Origin of the sequence: Gordonia sp. i37 (assembly GCF_002043085.1) — a bacterium.
In the GTDB taxonomy this organism is placed as follows: domain Bacteria; phylum Actinomycetota; class Actinomycetes; order Mycobacteriales; family Mycobacteriaceae; genus Gordonia; species Gordonia polyisoprenivorans.
The window spans coordinates 1-20740 of the sequence record NZ_MVPX01000044.1 but is presented as its reverse complement, the minus strand read 5'-3'; the positions used below and the strand labels follow the sequence as shown (position 1 = coordinate 20740).

The 20740-nt window shown below is 62.7% G+C and carries 12 protein-coding genes; 3 read left to right on the top strand and 9 right to left on the bottom strand.

What is annotated here, in order from left to right; genetic code table 11:
* From B1964_RS01625 to B1964_RS29840, 8 genes are all read right to left on the bottom strand, one after another.
* A partial coding sequence (locus B1964_RS01625; RefSeq protein WP_139765587.1) for a DEAD/DEAH box helicase occupies nt 1–447 on the bottom strand: 447 nt, incomplete at its 3' end.
* Complete coding sequence (locus tag B1964_RS01620) at nt 444–5159, bottom strand: restriction endonuclease subunit M (protein WP_079928543.1); 4716 nt, start codon at nt 5157–5159, stop codon at nt 444–446. The genes B1964_RS01625 and B1964_RS01620, both read right to left, overlap by 4 nt.
* A 4-nt stretch (nt 5160–5163) precedes the next feature.
* Nucleotides 5164–7980 carry a DEAD/DEAH box helicase gene (locus B1964_RS01615; RefSeq protein WP_079928542.1) on the bottom strand — a complete coding sequence of 939 codons (2817 nt, stop codon included), beginning with the start codon at nt 7978–7980 and terminating at the stop codon, nt 5164–5166.
* A 35-nt stretch (nt 7981–8015) separates the two neighbouring features.
* Entirely contained in the window at nt 8016–9752 is a 1737-nt protein-coding gene (locus B1964_RS01610) for a DUF1998 domain-containing protein (RefSeq protein WP_079928541.1), read from the bottom strand.
* Nucleotides 9749–12934 carry a helicase-related protein gene (locus tag B1964_RS01605; protein WP_079928540.1) on the bottom strand — a complete coding sequence of 1062 codons (3186 nt, stop codon included), beginning with the start codon at nt 12932–12934 and terminating at the stop codon, nt 9749–9751. The genes B1964_RS01610 and B1964_RS01605 overlap by 4 nt, the downstream gene beginning before the upstream one ends.
* On the bottom strand, nt 12931–14745 hold the full coding sequence (locus B1964_RS01600) for a UvrD-helicase domain-containing protein (RefSeq protein WP_079928539.1): 1815 nt from the start codon (nt 14743–14745) through the stop codon (nt 12931–12933). Before B1964_RS01600 ends, B1964_RS01605 begins: the two co-directional genes overlap by 4 nt.
* A gap of 196 nt (nt 14746–14941) precedes the next feature.
* Complete coding sequence (locus tag B1964_RS01595; RefSeq protein WP_079928538.1) at nt 14942–15409, bottom strand: very short patch repair endonuclease; 468 nt, start codon at nt 15407–15409, stop codon at nt 14942–14944.
* A gap of 49 nt (nt 15410–15458) precedes the next feature.
* Nucleotides 15459–16085 carry a hypothetical protein gene (locus tag B1964_RS29840; protein WP_172398719.1) on the bottom strand — a complete coding sequence of 209 codons (627 nt, stop codon included), beginning with the start codon at nt 16083–16085 and terminating at the stop codon, nt 15459–15461.
* A gap of 268 nt (nt 16086–16353) precedes the next feature.
* Here B1964_RS29840 and B1964_RS01585 point away from each other — a divergent pair, with 268 nt between their 5' ends.
* Nucleotides 16354–17622 carry a hypothetical protein gene (locus B1964_RS01585; protein WP_079928536.1) on the top strand — a complete coding sequence of 423 codons (1269 nt, stop codon included), beginning with the start codon at nt 16354–16356 and terminating at the stop codon, nt 17620–17622.
* A gap of 226 nt (nt 17623–17848) precedes the next feature.
* Nucleotides 17849–18544, top strand: coding sequence for a hypothetical protein (locus tag B1964_RS01580; protein ID WP_079928535.1), 696 nt, complete (start codon nt 17849–17851; stop codon nt 18542–18544).
* 23 nt (nt 18545–18567) lie between these two features.
* Here B1964_RS01580 and B1964_RS01575 read toward each other — a convergent pair whose 3' ends face one another.
* Nucleotides 18568–19017: a hypothetical protein gene (locus B1964_RS01575; protein WP_079928534.1), complete on the bottom strand. Its 450-nt coding sequence runs from the start codon at nt 19015–19017 to the stop codon at nt 18568–18570.
* Between the two features lie 240 nt (nt 19018–19257).
* Here B1964_RS01575 and B1964_RS01570 point away from each other — a divergent pair, with 240 nt between their 5' ends.
* A complete protein-coding gene (locus tag B1964_RS01570; protein ID WP_253193847.1) occupies nt 19258–20457 on the top strand; it encodes a Fic family protein in 1200 nt (399 codons plus the stop codon).
* Nucleotides 20458–20740 lie beyond the last annotated feature (283 nt).

The window sequence follows — 20740 nt, the reverse complement described above, 5'->3', positions numbered from 1 at the left end:
GGTGACGAGGGCGTTCATCGGGTACAGGATGATGGCCTTGATGCCCTTGCCGCCGCGTGCCGCGGCTCGGCGGCAATGGTCCAGCAGCGGAACGAGGAAGGACTCGGTCTTTCCCGAACCGGTGCCGGTGGTGACGATGGTTGGTTTCGCCGCAGTGCCATTCGTCGACAGCCGTCGAAAGGCTTCCGCCTGATGCTGGAACGGTCGAAAGCCTCGTGGCATCCACTCCAGTGGTGAGACCCACCCGGTTCCGACGGGCTGGTAGGGCGTGCGGATCTTGAGGTAGGGGCCGCGGAAGATCCCGGTCTGCGGATCGGCGAGGAAGGCACGAAGTGCCTGTTGCGCTTCGGGATCTGAGAGCGCGAACGTCGTCGAGAGGTACTCGACGATCGAGTCCTGGGTCTCCAGCGCAAGCAGCGATGGGAGGCTCGGATTCGGTGCGGTCATTCGCTGATGGCCAATCGCTGTTCGAAGTCGGCATACGCTGCGCGCATCTCGGCCTCACGGTCTGGCTTGTAGAACCACGGTTCATCGTGGTCGTCATCGGGCGCGAACGGCGTGTATCGCTCGAGAAGGTCGCCGCAGTCCTCGCCGTTCATCCACGCCTGGAGCAGCTTGAAGTCGTCCTTCTGCTGGTGAACCCCCTGTGCGTGGTGGTCTTTCGCAATCTTGCGCCCCTTCCGGTCGAAGTACATTTCGTATTCGTATTTGCGGAGCACCGGAAATTGCGCGCGGAACATCAATGCGAGGTGTTCGGCGGTCAGACCGAGCATGAGCGCCGACAGTGCGTCGATCTCGACGAGCGCTGCACGGCGCTCAAAGTCGGTGCGAAGTGGGGTCTTCATCGTCCACTTGTGCGTGCTCACTCCGAGTGGGTCCAACAATGAGTCGAATGGTGCGGTCCACGAATCGTTGGTGAATTCCTTCTCGTACAGAGAATCCCAGAGTTCTGCGTAGTCGCGCGTCAGGCAATTCAGGCGCAGCGTGCGAAGGAGGAGTTGTTGGGCTGCTGGGTGATCAACTGGGGCAGGGAACCGGTCGACGACTTCTGTCTGCACATGCGGGCGGCCGCTGACCTTTACCAGGTAGTCGTACGGAAGTGACGCCCACAATCCCGCAACAAGTGCGGTCTTGCGTACATCGGAGAGCCCGTCAGGGCTCGACAACTGTTTACAGGTGGTAGCACATGTACACACAGTCAACGAGTTGACTGTGTTTACATGTGCTACCCCCGGTCTGACAAGGGCTGCGTGCAGTGATCTTTCCAACCCCGGTTGGGTCATGTTCCTCCACGCGACCCGCCAGAAGTCCGTCGCGGGCCGATCCCCCCATTTCGGGATACCGGCGTCGTAGGTATCGCGGTCGCAGGCGCGCTGGTAGTTGGTTCGTGGGATCACCGATTCTGGGAGGGATTCGAGGTCCCAGGTGGTGTAGTCGCTGTTGTTCTTGCAACCCTTGTTGGGCTCGCGGGCATACGGATTGGCTACTGTGAAATGCGGACCTTGAATAACGACTTCGCTCCAAGAATTCGATTCTTTAGTTCGCCACTCAATGTAACCGTCCTGCTTCGCGATCTTTTCATTCCAAATACTCGACCATCGGTAGCCTATGTTCCGAAGTCGCACGGGTTGCTCGGCGAGGACCCCCAGCACGTCGGAGTCCTCTCTCGTGAGCGGCCGAAGCAGCCTGGCCTCACTGGGCCTAACTTGTTCCGAGTCAAATAGCTTGACCCAATCTGCCAGTACGCCTTCGTCGACCGGGACGATTCGATCTGGATGAGGCCTTAGATCCCAGCCTCCCCAAGGGCGCTGGATACCCGGGATATCGGCCCCCTCGCCCGCAAGGGACGCATCCAGAGTCGCTGGCTCCATTAGCCAAACCGCTTGGATAAAGCTGGGCTTCTGTGTCTTACCGTATACATGAAGTCCGTATAGCGTGTGATGGTCCACTTCCGAAAACAGCTGAAGCTCGTTGATGAATTGCCAGTGTCGCCGAAGTCGGCGGTACGTCTCATTTCGGAGAGATCGGGCCTTTGGGTCGGTGAAGTGGCTCTCCGGGTGGATCAATCCAACCACCCCTTCACCGCCGGAATTCCGCCAAGTACGCTCCATAAAGTTCATATACAAGTTGGGCCGAAGTCCCGTTAGCACCTCATGCTCCTCTGAAGAGGAGAGAAAGGTGGCCATCCCTGCCCACGAATCCAGCTGGAAAATATAATTCAAACGCGCCGGGAGATCTTCGAGTACCGAATGGCGACGACTTTTGAATGTCTTTTCCGGAATCTTCTCCTCAAGGAGGAAAAATGGTTCTACCTCCGCAAGTGTCTGATCATCCTTCCAATCTGGACGCACCCACGGCGGATTGCCCACCTGCAAGTCGAACCCTCCCCGATCAAAGATCTGCGCAAAGTCCAACTCCCAGTGAAAGAATCCCTGATCCTGAGCTATCCCCCGCGCCGTGCCCAACCATTGATGACGCAACAGCAGATCGGGGATGGACCGCATGCCGGAAAACTCTCGATCCTGCTGATCGATCTCTGCGAGTTGCTCGTAACCCTCGGCGAGGTCCTGGAACGATCGCTGGGCCTTGTCGACCTTTCTTATCCCGGCGGCGCCCAATAGCTCTTCGAGCGTCACGATCCACTCATCGAGATCGGGCGGGCCAGGTTGGCCTGGTCCGTCGCCGGTGCCCGATCCGGTGAGCGGCCAGAACCACAATGCACACCATGCATCCATTGCCAGGCGCAGCCGTTCGTATGGACCGTCTGGGTTGTGTAGATCTTCCTCTACCTTCTCGCGAGGGACCGCGTCCTTGGTCGTCGGGATCTCGGCTCCCCAGACATCGATATGCCGGGAGATCTGCTCCTCACTGATCTCCATACGACGCAACACCAATGCCCACAAGCGTTCCACGCGCGTCGCCAGCGCCTTGAGCCGCTCGACTTGTTTCTGACTCGGCTTCTTGGTGACACCTTTTCGCCATTCACGAAGTGCCGCGGCAGCTTCCGGTGCCAACTCCTTGGCCTGCTTCGCATCTGCGACTGCGGCCCAACCGTCGGAGGGAAGCAGGAAGTGGTGGATCTCGCCGTCGCCGATCGCGCCCTCCGACGGCGGCCGGTCAACGGGCGGCGTTTTGAGCCAACTCTTCTTTGCGCGACCGAGTGCTGTCAGATCGTATGTGGCGCGCCGCGCGCCGATGAGGGAGTTGCCGCGTCTGAGGTGCAGACCGAACCACGGCGCTTGCAGACCGCTGTGCATCACGTTGAGCCACAACGAGACCTCGGCGAGCTCAACGGCGGTTGAGTTGAGGTCGACACCGTAGGCACGGTGCAGGGCCAAGTACGCCTTGACCTTCTGGAGTTCCTCGGTGTATTTCTCCGGCTTGATCGGCTCTTCGAGTTCGTCCTGCCGGCGCTTCAAGTACTCGGCGGCCAACTGGTTGATGGCCTCGTTGAGGAACGCGCCGCTGCCCAGCGCGGGCTCACAGATGCGATATTCGAGGATATCCTGCGCTCGCGTGTCGTCCGTGATCAGTTCGGCCAGAGCATGTTTGACAACGCACTTGGTCAACACCTCGGGGGTGTAGTACGAGGCACTTCGCTGGCGGTCGCGTCCCGAGAGACGGAAAACGAAACTCCCCTTGGGGTGTCTAACGATGTCCTTGCGTCCGGTGAGCCGGTCCTCGCGCCAGACGATGTCTTTCTCGTCGTAGTCGCCGGACTTGGTGGAGGGAACCAGCCATGATCCCTTGTCGGCGTTGCCGTCTTTGGCCACCTCCACCATATCGTCGGTGGCGATGAGTCCGCTGAAGGACATCAGGCCCTCATATACGGCACCGAGCTGGTTGATGCCCAGCTGCGCGTAGGAGATGTAGCCGCGCTGAGAACCCTTGCGCTTGGACGGTTTCGACAGCAGCAGAAGGTTCAGAACCTCTTGCAGCACACGGTTACTGATCCGCATGCCCTCACCGTCGACGAGCGGCGTCTTCGGAGGATCGAACAGGTCGGAGCGTAGGGGCTCGAACACGAGACCGTCGGTGTCGCGGCCACCACGGTTGTGGCCAGTGTTGACGAGCGTGAACAGCAGGTCGAGGGAGTCATGGAGATGATGTCCGTCGGCGGAGCGTCCGGTGAGGGGCACCTGGACGAGTTCACGTAGGCGATCCAGTCCGTAGCCGGATTCGTACTCCGGTGTTCCGACCGGGAGCACTCCGAGTTCGGGTCGTGCCTCAGCGAAGAGCAGGAACAGGATTCGGTAGAGGAACCGTAGCGACTGAGTGGTGAGATCTCGCGGTAGTTCGGGGATGCCTTCGACGGCGAGGCCCTTCTCGCGCCGCCGCGTGAGCACTTCGTTGGCGATCTTCTCGATCGAGATCCGGAGGCCTTCGCGCAGGTCTTCGCTGACGCCGACGGCGTGCTTCTCGGAGCTCTCGGTGTAGCGGTCGAGTTCGGCCTTGCCGTCGTCCTCATCGGGCAGAAGAGCATTGGCCGACCACAGGCCGGCATGCCAGGACAGTTCGCCGTTGGCCTTGTCGTCACGTCGGTCCAAGGCGGTGGCGACATCGAAGGCCAGGTAGCGGCCCTCCGACCAGCGGCCGACGTCGGTGAGGAGCACCACGCTTCCCGCGACGACCATCAGGTATCGGGGTGCATCGTCGCTGACAAAGACCTGGGTGATCGCTTCGCTGACCCCACACAGGGGTTGGAGTTTCTCGCTGCTCTGGTGGATGGTCAGCGGTTCCACCAGTTCGGCATCGCCGCCGAACAGCGCATCGGCGTTGTCGACGGGGAATGCCTGCAGGATGTGGAGGGAGTCGGTGGTGGTGGCACTCGGATATCGCGCAAGCAGCGGAAGATCGATGGGCGTTTCGGCCTGTCGGGTCTCCAGGATGACCGGATCTGCTTTGAGGCCAACGGCATCGAGCAGCACCGCATGTAACTCGGTGACCCTGTCGGTGAGCGTGTCGCCGTCCCACGGCAGGTCGCCCAGGTCTTTGATGTAGCCGGACGCGATCGCTGTGAGCCCCTTGACCGGTGTGGACTTACCCTGCTCGGACCACTCCTTCCATTGGCGCGCCAGGGTTTTCAGGGATGACGGAAAGACCTCGGCGAGCCAGTGCTCGGAGAGAAAGTCGTTGACGTTGTGGATGGAATCGAACATCGTGTCACCCCTTGGGCTTCGGAATGATGACACCGACCACGCGCACAAACGGGTCCCCGGATGCGGCGAGGGAGTCGATGATGGTGGACCAGCTGCCCGCGGTGTTCTCGATCTCGAGTCTGCTGTCCTTGCGTTTGCCTGGCTCGGTGGCGATCTTCAGTGCCGACTGTTCCCACTTGGTCAGGCCGGCGCGGTATCGGTCGACGCGGTCGAGGAGGTCTTGTTCGAAGTCCTCGCGGCGGTCGCGGATGTGGGCGAGAGCAGCATCGACAGCGGTGGGCACGAGATCCTGCAATTCCGCGAGCCGATCGTCGTCGATGCCGGGGTTGGTCGCGTCTTCGCTCAGTCCCGAGATCTCGACGATGGTCTCGAAGTCGTCGACCTCAGGTGACCGTGGCAGCCCGGTGACCGCACCCCAGTGGGCGATGGCCGGTCGTCCGTCGTCGTTGGACCACACGGCCTGCGTGAGGAAGTAGACGCGATCGACGGCGCCGGTGACAACGGGGATCTCGTTGCGACCGAATCGTCCCACGGCACGGTCACCCGCCCAATCGAGAACGGGATGGATCGGGGTGAGGAAGTGCACGTCGGGCCACGAGGTGTCCTGCGCCTTCTGTGCACGGGCGAGACGCTCCTTGGCGACGTCGGGGCTGCCGGTCAGGCGAAGGCGCTCTTCGATTCCCTGCTCGGCCCGGTAATCCGGTGGGAGGTCACGGAATCGGGTGATCAGGTCGTCGGGTGGGGTGAACGCGATGAGGTCCTTGTCGGCCTCGCGATACACGTCGAGCTTCGTCGCCCCCTTATCGGTGGCGATGTCGGCCAGTTCTTCGGTGAGGTAGTTGTCGTCATCGTCGAAGAACGACAGCCTGACGGAGGTGTCCGGGGCCGGCTCGTTCTCGTGCTCGCCGCCCTTGATCATCAGTCGGGCAAAGGGATTGAGCTTCTCGGGGGTGGGTTCGGGGATGACGGTGTCGAGGTCTTGCTGGGTGCGGATGGCCTCCATGACAGTTTCTTCTTCGATCTTGGCGTCGTGGAGGTCGAGGAGCACTTCGGCGTCACCGAGGGCACGGTTGGCCTCGTCTTCTTTCAGGAGCAGCTTGGTGACGACGTTGAGGTCGTCGGTGACGTCGTCGTCGGTGGTCAGTGCCAACGCCGTGATCTGGGGTGCGTGCACTTGGCCGTATCGGTCGATGCGGCCGTTGCGTTGCTGGATGCGGATGAACGACCAGGGCAGGTCGTAGTGCACCAGGTGGTGGCACTCCTTGTGGAGGTTGAGGCCTTCCGATGCCATGTCGGAGGCGACGAGAATACGGATCGCGGAAGCCTTCTGCCCGAATCCCTCCACCACAGATTGGATCTTCTCGTCCGAGAGGCCGGCGTGCAGGACCTCCACGGGGAGGAGTCCATTGACGGCCTTGGCGGAGAACTTCAGCTTTTTCTGCAGATGGGTTTGGAGCCAGTCCAGCGTGTCGATGCGTTCGGAAAAGATGACCGCCCGGGTATCCGAATCCTTGCCCGCACCGATCGAGTCGAGGTAGGAGACGAGTGCATCGAGCTTGGCCGGGGAGGTCTTCTCGGCCCTGGCTGCGAGATCGTCGAGTCGAAGCAGTGCCACCGCTTCCCGGTCGCGGTCGTTGTCGATGGTCTTCAGGCGCCGTCCGATGCTGGCCCGCAGGGCGCGCGGCGACGAGAGGAACGCCTTATACAGGGTCCACGGAAAGAGCTGTCGGCCTTTGCCTTCGATGACGGGCCGCCCGCTCGGGTGCAACCAGACATCCTCCAGTTCGCGAAGAACCTGCAACTCTGCGGGATTCGGTTCGACGCCGAGGACATCGGGCTTGCGGCGGGCCTTCCACTTGTGGGCGACGTCGAGTTTGACGTCTGGCGAGTTGCGGTGCCGTCGCACGTAGAGGTGCTTGATGTCCTTGGCCTCGTAGTTCCTGGGATCGACGATGGCCGTCGGATCGAGCATCGAGACCAGTTCGGCAAACGACTCCTGTTTGCCATTGTGCGGGGTGGCGCTGGCCAGGATGAGGGCATCCGTCTGCGCTGCAAGCAGTCTGGCGAGTTCGTTGTTCTGGTTTCCTCGATTGATCACGTTGTGGCACTCGTCGATCACCACAGCATCCCAGTGCTGGCTCTTGAGGTGATGCTTGTACCGGGCCGGGTTCTTGAGGGTGTCGATGGACACGATCACCCGCTTGTAATAGCTGAACGGGTTGCGTGAACTGGGGAGGGCTTGCTTCACCTTCTGGATGCCGGCGGAATCCAGTCGGATCAGTGGGATCGCGAAACGCGTCCACAGCTCCTGCTGGAATTGTTCGAGCACCGCGCGGGGAGTGACCACAAGAATGCGCTCGCCCCGTCCGCGTCGGATCAGTTCGGAGAGCAGGATACCGATCTCCAGGGTCTTGCCCAGTCCCACGGCATCACCGATCAGGATGCGTGGGCGCAGGTTTTCCAATGCCTGCGCGGCCGGACGGAGCTGGTAGTCCATCCGGTCAAGCAGGGCCTGGTGCCCGACGGCAATACGCGTGTCGGCAGCGGGCACCGGGCTGCTGCGTCGCACCGACTCCAACCAAAGGCGGGTCCGTCGGAATCCGGGCGACACGTCGGCGACCAGTTGGCCCTGGCGCGGGTCGAGCCGGTCAATGGTGTCGAGGTCCGGGTGATCGAAGAACACCGCGTCCTGGTCACGGACAAGTTCACTGACACCGGTCACCTCAACGCGGGTGCCGTCCAACTCGGTGGCGCGCACCGAGCGGACGAGCCACTCCTCATCTCGGACGATGATGCGCTCACCTGCAGCGATATCAGCCACGACCCAGCCTCCTCGAATACTGCCCGGTTCGCAGCCTATGCCTGCGCGAGATACCCGCTGAAGAGGCCTGCGTCCTCTTCCCCGGGCTCGTGGGTACCGAACAGCAGCGCGCGATCCAGCAGCGTGTTGTTGAGCTCGCACGAGGTTTCCGGCGCCAACACGCACGCGTGACAGGCGGCCATGTTCAGAGCGTCGGTTCCCGACGCCGGCGACTCGATGCACACGGGATCGGACGAACACCACGACAACCTCGTCAGGCCCTCCTCGATGGCGGCGGCAAACTTGGTCGGATCGGCCTGAGAGGCCACACCACCGAGGCTTCCGGCCGAGTCGGAGCTGGCGGTGTAGATGAGGATTCCGGCCATGTCCTCGTCGACGAAGAGTCGCTCCCGAAGCGAGGATGCCGGGTAGCCGGCATCCAGGGAGAGCTGATCGATCAGCACGTGGGCGAGGGTGTGGATCGCGACCTTGGAGATGTCGACCGTGATGGGCGGGCGCTTGAACTGTCGGGCCTGCCTGTTCGCTGAGTCCTGTTGCTTGCGTCGGCGCTGCTCGGCGAAAGTCGTTGTCGCCCAGTCTGTCAGCTCCTTGCGATCGAGGGCGAGGAAGATCCCTTCGCCGATGACCTCGATGGCGGGGAGCCAGTAAAGGGGCTCGGGTGCGAGCTTGCAGAGTGTGTCGGGGTCGGATTCCCCGGACAGTCGGGAGAATCCACGCAGGGCGCGGACCTCGCGGAGACGTGTCACCTTCCGCAGATCGGTGAAGATCTCCGGCACGCCGTCGGGGAATTGGCCTCGGGTGACCGTCTTCTCGCAGACGAAGTCGGACTCGTCGGATTCTTCCCGCCCCTCGATGAGCTTGGCGAACTCCTGGCGGCGGAGTTGTTGTTCGTCGACGTCGTCTGCCTGTTCTTCACCGCGACGCCGTTCGATCTCGGCCATGATCTGCTCATAGGAATATCGCCGAGAGTCCTCGGCGATCTTGCGGATGAGGGCTTCGCCGGCCAGGTTCGGATCCTCGAGGACAGTCCAGTGCTTGTTGACGAACTTCGCGAGGGCCTCCGAGTACGGCGGGATGGAGATCGTCGACCGTACCGCCGGGAACCACACGTTGGATGCACCACGTTGGAGCACCTGAGGAGTCTCGGCGCAGTCCTCGGAGTATTCGCCCCCCAACCACGGCCGCCGGCCCTTGCATCGGATGACACCTTTCATCGCCGTCGTGCTGGTCGCCCCATCGAGGCTTCGGGGCTCCACGCCACAGGTGCACTCGAGCTCGAGGTCATCAAGAGACGAGGTGCGTCCCAGCGTTTGCATGCGCATCTCATGCTTCTGATCCCCTGACGCCGAGGGACCCCTATGTAGCCATTGGAAAAAGGGGAACTCGTCGATATGTCCACGCGCACAAGCGGTGATCAAACGGAACGGTGACAGAGCTGCGCCCACACGCCCTTCCTTGCAACGACAGTGCGAGGCATTCCAATCGCCACCCAGGTGCGCAGTCGTCCCGACGCGTCGGCACGCAGGGCAGATCTGCGTCTCCGGAAAACGCACGACCGGCACATCGCGTTTCCCACCGGCCGGTGGGGACTTGAGCTCCGCGACGCCGAGGGATCGCGCGAGACGCGGCTCGCTGATGGGTGGGCACGCATCCTCATGCCATTCATGCAAGCCGGAGATCATGAAGCTCGTTGTCTCCGAAGGGAAGAGACCACCGATTCCGTACGTGCTGAGAAGCTGACTACGACGGGCCTTGACGTTGTTGGTTTTCATTTCACCTTCTTCAGCGGAATCTGGTATAGGCTGCTTTCGGCGTCCACGTCTCGCATGCTTTGCAGTGTCGGCCAGGGCACGTCACGTTGGGAGTACTCGATCTCCTCATCGGTCAGAGCCTCCTCGGGTCGCACCAGCAACGCGGCCTCCAGGTTCTTGTTCTGGTACTTCATGTTCTCGCGCTTCTCGCCCTCGTCGGCCCACACCTTGAGAAGCGCCGCGAGTTGATCCTCGGTTGCTTCGGCCTCATCGGGGGCAACCCTCTGCACTCTCTCGACGATCAGGCGTACAACCTCGGCCAGTGCGTCCCATTCGTCGGCCGCCAGATGTGCGGAACCGTTGCCTGACAGCCCTCCGATGAGGAGACGCGCCATCGAGACGAGCACGCCGTGTAAGCCCCGATCTCTGGCCCGGGCTGCGAAAGGTGTTGCGCTGGTGGCCTCGACCGCGCGATACAGCGACTGGTGGAAGGGTCGGAAACTCTCGTAATGCGAGCGATCACGTGAGCGGGCCGAGTTGAAGATGGTGACCACGAGGCCGGGATGTTGGCGCCCGACACGGCTGGTTGCCTGAATGTACTCGGCACTCGCCTGCGGCTGGCCCATCACTGTCATAAGGCCGAGCCGGTCGATGTCGACTCCCACCGAGATCATGTTGGTAGCCAGAACCACGTCGTTCGGTCTGTGCTTGCCGCCCAGTCGCTGTTCGAGTGCCTTGAGCCTTCCGGGGATCTCCGACGATGGCACCCGACTTGTCAACTCGCTGAGAAGCACCCTCGCACGCTTCTCGGTTCCATTGCGCTTGGCGACAACCCCGAGGCGCTCCTGGACGTCTCCCTCGACCTGCAGGTAAGCACTGCCGAGTACTCGCAAGCTGTTGAAGTAGCCCAGAAGGGTCCAGTAGGGGTCCCGCGTATCGTCGTCACCCTCGACGTCGCTCGCGGCCTGCAAGAGCGCCGAATAGACGCGAACCATCAAAGTTGCGTGGCTGGTTCCGGACGCCATCACCCCGACGTAGCGGCGCGTCCCGAGTTCGTCCTTGCTCGATGGTTCGGCGAAGAAGGATTCATCGGGGTCGATACCCGGAGGCGGAAACAGCGCTGCAGATCGTGCGAAGACGGAATCGATCTGTTCGTCGGCGCGTCGGATGGTCGCGGTGGATGCGATGACCTTGGGCTTGGCCCGGTTGTATTCATCGTTGAGTGACGGGACCGAACATGCGGCGTCGACGGCCGTCTCGTACAGGCCCACCATCGAGCCGAGCGGACCCGAGATCAGGTGCAACTCGTCCTGGATGATCAACTCGGGCGGAGTGCCCTTGCCGTCACGCGCAAAGAGCTTGCCCACGTTCTCATTCCACGCCATCATCGCGAACTTGTCGACGGTGCCCAAGATGAGTTCTGGACGTTCGCGGTACACATCCTCGTCCACGAGGTGGACCGGAAGCCCTCCTCGAAAGTCACACGATGGGGTCTTGCACGCGATGACGAGGTGGTCAAAAGGCCGGCGCTCTGCTGAGTAGTTCTCGTGGTTGAGGAACGCTCCGCACCACGGGCACTGGGTGAGCTGGACAGGATTCTTTTCCTGGAGATCCTGCAGCATGGCCAGCTTCTTGAGCGATGTCCGCGCCTCGGCGACCGAGTTCGGGGTGGCGCCCGCACCGACCCACAGGCCGATGGAGAATGGCCTGGACCCGAGATCGGGATTGTCCTTGCGCACGGTCTCGAGTGAGCACATGAGCATGGATGCGCGCTCAAACTGCTGAATGGTCAACAGGCGCAATGTGTATCGCATGATGACGGCAACGCCCATGGCCGAGGAATTGCGGATACGCCGCAGCAAGATGACGAAGGCCACCAACCCCAGGTATGCCTCGGTCTTACCACCGCCGGTCGGGAACCAGAGAAGATCCGCCACCTCCCTGTCGTCGTGCGTCGGGTCGGTGATCCCGGGAAGGTTCAGCAGGACATAGGCGATCTGGAATGGGCGCCATGTGGCGTCCGAACCATCGCCGACCGTGCCCTTGGCGCCGCCACGCACCCAATCCTGGCGTGCTCGCTGCAATTGCATTGCGCGATTGGCCAATCGGAAGGCTCGGAGCGCCTCGGGGTTGTCCTCCAGTAGCCGGATTCCGGCATCGATTCTGTCGGCGGCCTTCCGCATCTCCGCGATGTGTCGGGCAGCAACGCCTTTCAGATCGTCGCCGGCCACCGCGTCGCCATTCTGGATGTCGGCTTCGATTGTGCCGATCCACTCGCGGTACTGGCCGGTGAGGCCTCGCAGGTTCTCACTGATGGTGTCGATGGGATCGTCCGCGAGTGACGCCATCCGCAGGTCGAGATTCTTGACCTTGCCGGGCTTGGCGCGATGAACCTCGTGCGTGGGGATGAAGGTCGTGGAGACCTTCGCGACGGCACCGTTGTCCACCGAGTCCAGGTCCCACTCGGCAGCGCAGCCATGCCCGATCGCGAAGGTGTGGGCGTTACGGTACATCAGCGCGGCCGTGTCGAGGTCCGGGTCGCTGCCGATGTTGTGAGCGACCGAGCGATCGACGATGTCGGCGTGCTGGGTCTGGACGGTGATGCCGACCTGGAACCACGAGATGGCGTCTCGCATATCGCCTTTGACGGAGATCGCGGTGTTGTTGAGCGCTACCGTGACGGTGACCTTGCCGTCTCGTTCCGGCCGGACGAAGCGATAGAGCTGCAAACCCGGACCGATATCGTCGCGGTACACACCTGGACGTTGAAGCTGCTGACCGACTGCTTCGGCTTCCAGAGGGATTCGCGTCCAGCCTTCCGCTGCTTCGTCGTCGTCGATCAATTGCTGATACCGAGCAGCGCGCGGCGTGATCGTGACGGATCCGGCCGAAGCCCGGACCGAGAACGTCATACCGACCGACGACGGGAATCGCATACGCGCCTGCGCGACCGGGCTGCCCTCGTCGGATTCCCCATCCGCCTCCGCTCCGGTGGGTTCGGTCTCGTGTTCTTGTTCGACGTCTTCGGCGTCCTCTTCGTCGGCGGGACGCGGCCACAGCGCTCCGACGATGTAGCGGCTCAGTGGCGCTTCGCCGATCACCTCGTGCTCGCCTTCGCCCGGTCCGATGAGGTCGGCCTCCAGCGCGTCGACCATCTCTTCGCGGAATCGATACTTCTCGGCCAGCTCTTCTTGCACGCTCATCCCACTTTCTCCATCACATCCCACAGCGGTCTCGCAAGACCGGCCACTCTCGGAACAAGCCAGAAGCCGCCAGCGCCTGCGCCCGCCTCGACGGCGATATTCGGGTCACCCGCCACTGTCTCGACCGAGACCAAGACCATGTCGGTCAGCGCGGCCGGCCATTGACCCGGCCGAACCTTGAATGTGGCGGAGAAGTCCTCGCCGAACTCGTCGGTGGTGTGGCCGATCGGCCGGCCATTGGCTGTCAGCGCATAGATGGGGCGCTGCGCGTCGGAACGCATGCGATCCAGTTCTGCCTCGACCGCGACGCCGGGTGTGAGTTCGTCGAGTGCGGCCTGGACCTGAGCAACCGAGGCGTTGTCGACAGCGACCGGTCGCGCGGCGTAGCTGTCGCCGTAGCCGATCTCCAGGGCCCGAGCCCTCGATTTGCCTTTGGGGCCCATGCGTTCTTGCAGCCGATCCGGAAGCCAGCGGCACTCGCTGACCACGGAATGTCGGCGCGGTGTGGTCACCATGACGATCGTGTCCCGGGCGCGGGTCAGCGCCACATACTCGAGACGGATCGGCGCCCACGGGTCATCCTCGTCCGGTCGGTCCGACCAGTCGGTGATGAAGACGTTGTCGAACTCGAGGCCTTTGGCGCGGTGGACCGTCGAGACGATGATCCTCATATCGTCGTCACCTTCGGTCAGGGTCAGCGGCACGATTCCGGCTCCCAGACGACGGCGCAGGCGGTCCAGGTCGATCTGATCGATGCCCCGGCCACGTTGCTCAGCGGACTTCAGCAGATACCAGGCGTCCTCGGCGTCTGCTTCATCCAGGATCTGCTCGAGCCGCAGTTCCACATCGGAACGGGCGACGATTGGTCCCTGCAGGGAGCCGAGGGCGGATCCGATCCACTTCGCCGCCCCGAACAACTGAGCGGGCCGACGCACCGCGTGGGCGATGCCTTCGTCGACGAGTTCTCGGGAGATGCGCAGGACCTCGGCGTTGCTGCGGCACAGGATTGCGCTGCGGCCGGCGTAGAGGCCGAGGAATGACCAGTCCTCGACTCTGTCGACGTGCGGAAGGGTATCGCGGAATCCGCGGAGCACAGACAGTGCTTCGTCGGGCTTGGTCTCGCTCCGCAGAAGCGGACCGAGTTCGGCTGCCCTGATGCAGTCTGCGCCGCGCGCTCGGTAGTTGGTCGACAGGCTCACCTCGGTGGCACCGAGCTCGGTGGAGATGCGGTCGAGAAGTTCAGGGGATGTCGTGGGTGCGGTGGACTCGTCGAGGACGAAGTCGTAGATGCCCTGGAGAGGATCGCCCAGGACCGTGAACCCGGCGTCGTCGGAGAGGTTCGACAGCAGTGCCCACACGAAGTCGGCACGATCTCCGACCAGATCCTGCACCTCGTCGACGACGACGTGGCGGAGGGACTCGATCAGGTCGGCGACATCGTCATCGTCTGCCAGCAACTCAGTTGCCTGTCGGATACGCGCCTCGAATCCGATTGCGGGCTCGACATCTGCCTCGAGCAGGAGCTGCGACGCGAACGAGTCGAACGTTCTGACGTTGACCTCGGCCATGTCGCGCTCGGACAGCCGGGAACGGACCGCGTGTACCGCGGCTCGCGAGAAGCTCAGGACCAACAGTTCTACGGATGCGGAGAGATCCTCCTCCTCGATGAGGGACTGGAGGCGTGCGGTGACGACCTCGGTCTTTCCTTGGCCGGCGCCGGCAATCACGATCAGCCGTTCGTCGGCGGCAGCCTCGGCAACTCGGTCCTGGGTCGCGTCGAGCTCGATCTGGGGGCGTGCGTTCTCGGTCATCGCTGGTCTCACTCCTGCCCACTCGTCGCGATCGTTACTTGTGCTCATGAAACCGGATGCACCCTATCGGTTGACCGGTCTCAGTGGAGGCTCCTCCAAGACTTCTACCCGTCCTCACAGACAAAACGGGCCAGATACGACCCTGTGTCCCACTGAAAGCGGGACACCGGTGTCCATCGATCAGATGAACCGTCCGTCAATGCCTTTGCGCCGTTCGCAAGCGTTCGATCGTGGTGACGATGTCTTCGGCGATCGCCGACGGTGCCTCGTGTTCCCAGTAGCGTCGGACGGTCCACCCGCGCTCCTGGAGCGCAGCGTCGGTGCGGCGATCTCGAGCGATGTTCGCGTCAAGCTTGTTCGCCCACCACTCCCGATTCGCCGCCGGGCGGGTGGCATGCTCGGTACATCCGTGCCAGAAACACCCGTCGACGAAGACTGCGAGCTTCATCCCTCGCCACGCGATGTCCGCGCGGGTGCGCATGTCCGGCTCGAGCTTGACATCGGTGCGGAAGCGGACGCCCCTCGCGTGGAGTGCCTTGCGGACCTCGACCTCGGGGGCGGTGTCCTTGGAACGCTGCTGACTCATGCGGGAGCGGACGGAGGCGGAGGAGGCGGGTGGGCGGTAGGACCCAGCTACGCGCGCCTGAGGCTCATTCCTCGTCATACTCGAGCCGGCCACGTTCCAAAGGTGGGCGATTCATATCCACAAAGAGTCATCTGTCTGCGTTTCGTTCGAACGCGTCCAGCAAGCTTTCTCGTAGGCTCGCACGAGCGCCTCGCCGTCGATCGATGCCGTAGGGCGAAGGCCCAAACACGACACGCATCTCCGAACCCAGAAGCTCATCAAATGAATGGTCGAGCCACCCACGTCGCACGGCCGAGCCGAGAACGAGGATTGCCTTCGGGCGCGTCAACAGACGAAGGAATGCGTCGAAATCGCCTCTGCCTCTGCTCAGTTCGTCCGAATTGGGATCGAAGCCAACAGTTGGATACGGACAGATGTTCCACCCCACGCACCGGGATCTGTCGATCCCGAGCTCCGCAAACAGGTCAAATAGCACTGCGGCAACATCGTCGTCGTTATCTAACGAGATCAAGCGACCCTCTCCCCTACGAGGGTCCGCGTCTGCCTGCGGTGCTTTGAGCAGCACAATCACGTCGGCGTTGACACCACCATACGTTGGGTCGAGATATGGCAGCCGGTCCTCGCACCGCTCGCGCCTGCTGATACGCCAGACAAGCCGGTTCAACTCCAGCACGGATTCCACAGTCTTCGCCTCGTCAACCCGACGACGCCGCAGTTCCGGATCTCTCAATGCTCGGGGCGACGTCGGCAGCACATCGACCAGATTACGGCTCTCCCTGGATACAGAGGGGCCTTCAAGGCAACCGCACGCGGCAATTCCGAGTTGTACTCCATCGCCGACGCACGCGGTGGTGCGCTCAGCAAGAGTGTCGCAGCTGGGTCTCCGGTTGTTAGCCATTTCGGTGTACGAATTCGCCGCGACTCCCACGGCGTGTGGTCCGATCGGATGAGACCTGGGCAATGTCGGACTCGTCCGATACATTCAGCTCGTTCACAAACCTAAGAACGGCAAAGAGGTACCGATGTCCGACCCTGCTGGCGAAGTTGTTCCTGTATGGACGCTGACGACGCGTGACACCACGATCCCTGCGGTGGTCGACGACGTTTCCATGACGCCGGAGCGCCTCGACGGTCTGCGAAGTGCCTTGGCGGCCTTCGCTGATGCGCCGATTGCCACTCTCGAGGCACACTCGCTACACGGCCCGGTCGACCGATCGAGCGGTCTGGCGTTGTCGGCTGCCAGTCCACTCGCCCAACAATTATCGCTGCTCGTCACCCGAACTCCGAAGGTTGTGGCCGACGGTGGCGAGACGATGTACCGCATGGTGGTCCCAGCAAAGGCCGCAGCGCAGATGGCCACCGGTGCGCTCACTCCGATGGCCGCGAAGGGGGCGGGCAACGGTGCAATATACGGTGCGCTGGTCAACGAGAGTGGCAAGATCGCTGCTCAAGCCAAGTTCGTACCGGTCAGCGCCGGGAAGGCCGGGGTGGCAGGAGCAGCCGCCGGAGCCGCAGCAGTCACGGTTGCTGCGCCACTCGTACTGATGGCCGTCGCGGTTGCCGCGAGCGCGCACGCCGACCAGAAGCGTCAGCAAGCAATCGAGCACATCACCGAGCTTCTCCAGCGGCTCCACGCCGACAAACTCGCCGACGAACAGCACGAACTGCAGGGATGCAAGAGCGCGATCACCAAGGCGACATCCATCGTTCTCGACAAGGGAAAGCTCGGTGTGAGTCTGGGTCTCGACAGCGCGGTCAACGTGATCGACACGGCGATGGCACGAGCGGAATCGCGAATCACCAAGTGGGAAAAGGCGTTGGCCAACATTGGGGACGGCAGCATCGAGTTGGGCAAGTTGACGCGCGAGATCGCGACGCTCGATGATCCTGCCGGCGAGTTCTACGTTCACGTGCAGTTGGCCCGGACTTCGATCGAGTTGAAGCGACGCACACTCATCTTGCAGGCGGTGGAGCACGCGCAACACGACGAGGGCAATCCCTTCGAACGGTTCGTCCAGACGCTGCAGGTGGAAGAACGCGAAACCGACGCGCTCGCCACTCGGCTCAGTGCCGTCCTTCTGCGGCTGTCGTCCATGCAGCTCGACAGATCTCGCGGCAAGCGTGACATTCTCTACACGCCCGGCGACGTGGACAAGCTGCTCCACACATCGCGGCGCCTGCAGGAACTCGGTGCACTTGTCGAGCAGCCTGATTCACGAGCCAACGTGACCATCGACATCGTCCAAGAGAAAGACGGCTCAGTCCTCGTACTGCCGCCTGTCGCGTCATAGCGATTGCACGAGAGCATGATCAACGGTCCGACCGCAGACCGACAGGCCGTCGGACGAGATGCAGCCCCCGTTGGCGATGGCCTGAACTCGCGGATGCGCATCACAGGTCTGGGCTGCGAGTGCTCGTCACACCGCGAGACGTCGATGTTCTCGGCATGTAACTCATCAGCCCGACAGAACGAATACCCCAACAACGCAGGGCAACGGCGCCGACGAGGAGACCAACGTGACGACTGATCTCGACTCACTGGACACCGTGGTTGATGCTGTCGTCGCCCTGAACCCCGGTCCACGGAAGACTCGTTGGGGCAGCATCTCGCTCTGTATTCTGGATGCTGTGTGGAGCATCGCTGCGCACTACGACCGCGTCGTCGATCCACTCGTTCGTGCGTTCGCCGACGCAAATGGCATTGAGCGACCGGTGATCAGCGTCGACGATCAGCCTCTTGAAGATCCTTACCCCTGTTCTCGCCTTGCATCACTCGAGGTCGAAGCGCTTCTCGCCGTGACCAACAGACAGCGGACCTCAACTCGGTCGGGAATCACCAAGGCCGAGGCCAGCATTCGCTACGCAGAGATCCTCTCTGCGAACAGCATCGAAACACTCGCCGACGCCTCCGCTCTCCTTACACGTCCTGAAGACCTTGAGAGAGTCGACACGGCACTCGCCGAGGTGCCCGGCGATGGCGCGCACGGCGTCCGGCGCGGATACCTCTGGATGCTCGTCGGCGACAGTGATCGGATCAAGCCGGACCGGATGATCCTGAAGTGGTTCGGAAAAACGCTCAGCCACCACGTCACCCCAACAGAGGCCACTGAGATTCTGTGCGCCGCATCACCGATCTGTTCAGAACGATTGGGACGCACGGTCACTGCATGGGATATCGATCACGCGATCTGGTTACACGCCCGCGCGGTGTAACGGCACTTCTCAGCCCGTCCAGTTCACGGTTCTACACGTGTCCCGTCGTAGGCGAGGGCGCCGTCGTAGTGAGTCAGCACCCTCTCCCGGTCGAGGTCGTCAATCAGTGCGGCGAGAGCTCCCATCATGTGCCCGTGCACCGCGTGCGAACGCCCCGTCGCGATCCGCACGCCATCCGCGTCGCCCTCGACGTCAGGTAGCAACGCAGCGACCCTTCTCTCCAGCGGTGCACCATCAATTGCGAAGGTGGCGGAGACGTATCGCGCAGCGGGTACGACGTCGACCTCGACCCACACGTGGGGTCCTGCCGTCAGGAAGTCGACACGATGGCCGTAGTCGGTGGCGCGAGTGCCGACGCATGGTCCCCAGGTGACGTCCGCAGTGCGGAGCATCAGTTCGGTCTGCTCGACGACGGCGCTTACGACGTGGTTGACGGAAACGTCGTCGTCAATGGCCCAGCCAGCCACACTCATCCTTCTGACGAGTCCACGATGGCAATCTCTCACCGCACCTCCGTCGTTCGCACTCCAAGTGCCTAGTCATTGCCCAGGACAGCTCACGCTAGTCGTGGCGCCGTCGCATGAGGCGCCCGCGAGATCGGGCTGACCGACGTAGTGGCGACCCTGTCCGAGGAAACAGGTCCGGAACGCCCGTCTGAGTAACACAACTGACCATACTCTCACTTATTGAATAAGTGAGAGTATGGTCGGATCATGCCGTCAGATCCACCCGAAGCCTCCACCGCAGCCGGAGCGTGGCCCGCGGTGTCCGCCGAAGTGGTCGAGTGGACGCCAACGCTCTCGCCGGATCTGCTCACACGTGCCCAACGCGCACGGTACCGGGGGCCCTACGAAGCGGCCGTCGTCCCGTTCATCGCCGGTGCCACGCCCGTTCTCCATCCGACCACGTCGGCTCTGGTGGCCGACGCCAGTCAGGTCATCACCCGGTTCGATGCCGACCTCGGCCATGAGGTCGCGCCCTTCGCCGCGATCCTGCTGCGCTCGGAATCAGCGTCGTCCTCGCAGATCGAGAATCTCTCCTCCGGCGCCAAGCAGATTGCGCTCGCCGAACTCGGGAGTACCGTAAAGCGGAATGCCACAGCGATTGTCGGCAATGAAGCGGCGATGACGGCGGCCATCGATCTCGCCGAGACCCTCGATCCCCGTTCCGTCCTCGCCATGCACCGCGCCCTGATGGAGAACCAAGACCCCGAAAACCAAGACCCCGAAATCGGTGGCCGGTGGCGCTCGGATCAGGTGTGGGTCGGTGGCTCCAGCGTTGGCCCCCACGATGCCGAGTTCGTGGCGCCGGTCGCGGCGCGGGTTCCCGAGCTCATCGACGATCTGGTCACCTTCATGGGTCGTCTCGACATGTCGCCGCTCGTCACTGCCGCCATTGCGCATGCGCAGTTCGAGACGATCCACCCGTTTCCCGATGGAAATGGGCGCACCGGCCGTGCACTCGTGCAGTCGATGCTGCGTGGCCACGGGCTGACCCGCAACGTCACGGTGCCGGTGTCGGCCGGACTGCTCGCCGACACCGACCGCTACTTCGGCACTCTGGAGGCATACCGCTCCGGGGATGTTACGCCGATCGTCGAGATCATGGCCACCGCGGCCATCTCCGCGACTCATCAAGCCACACAACTCGTTTCCGAGCTACGCAGCGTTCGTGCTCGATGGGACGACGTGGTTCGGGCACGGCGGGGGTCGGCGGCCAGGCGGCTCCTCGACGTCGTTCTCCGCCAACCCGTCGTCGACACCCGTACCGTCGCAACAGCACTCGACATCTCCCCCCACCAACGCCGGGCGAGCCATCACCCCGCTGGTGGATGCCGGGGTTCTGCAGGAGTTTACCGGGTTCAACCGAAATCGGATGTGGCAGGCGAACAACGTGCTCGGCGCACTCGATGACTTCGCGGCGCGGGCAGCGCGTCGTGGACCATGAACTGGCAGGTGCCTACGAGCACGAGCTGAGGTACCTCATCGACTACGCCCGCACCGATTGGCTCGGATTCTCAACGATCGTATGTTCTACGTCCGTCCTCTCGCGGCTTGACGGCACTCGACGCCGCCAGCAGGAGTTCGCGTTCGATCTGGTCGGTGACCTCCTCGATCGCAGCATCGTCGCCGGTGACTTCACATCCTCTGACGAGATCCCGTTCGAGCCATAGAGCGGCGGGGGGCACTATGTCAT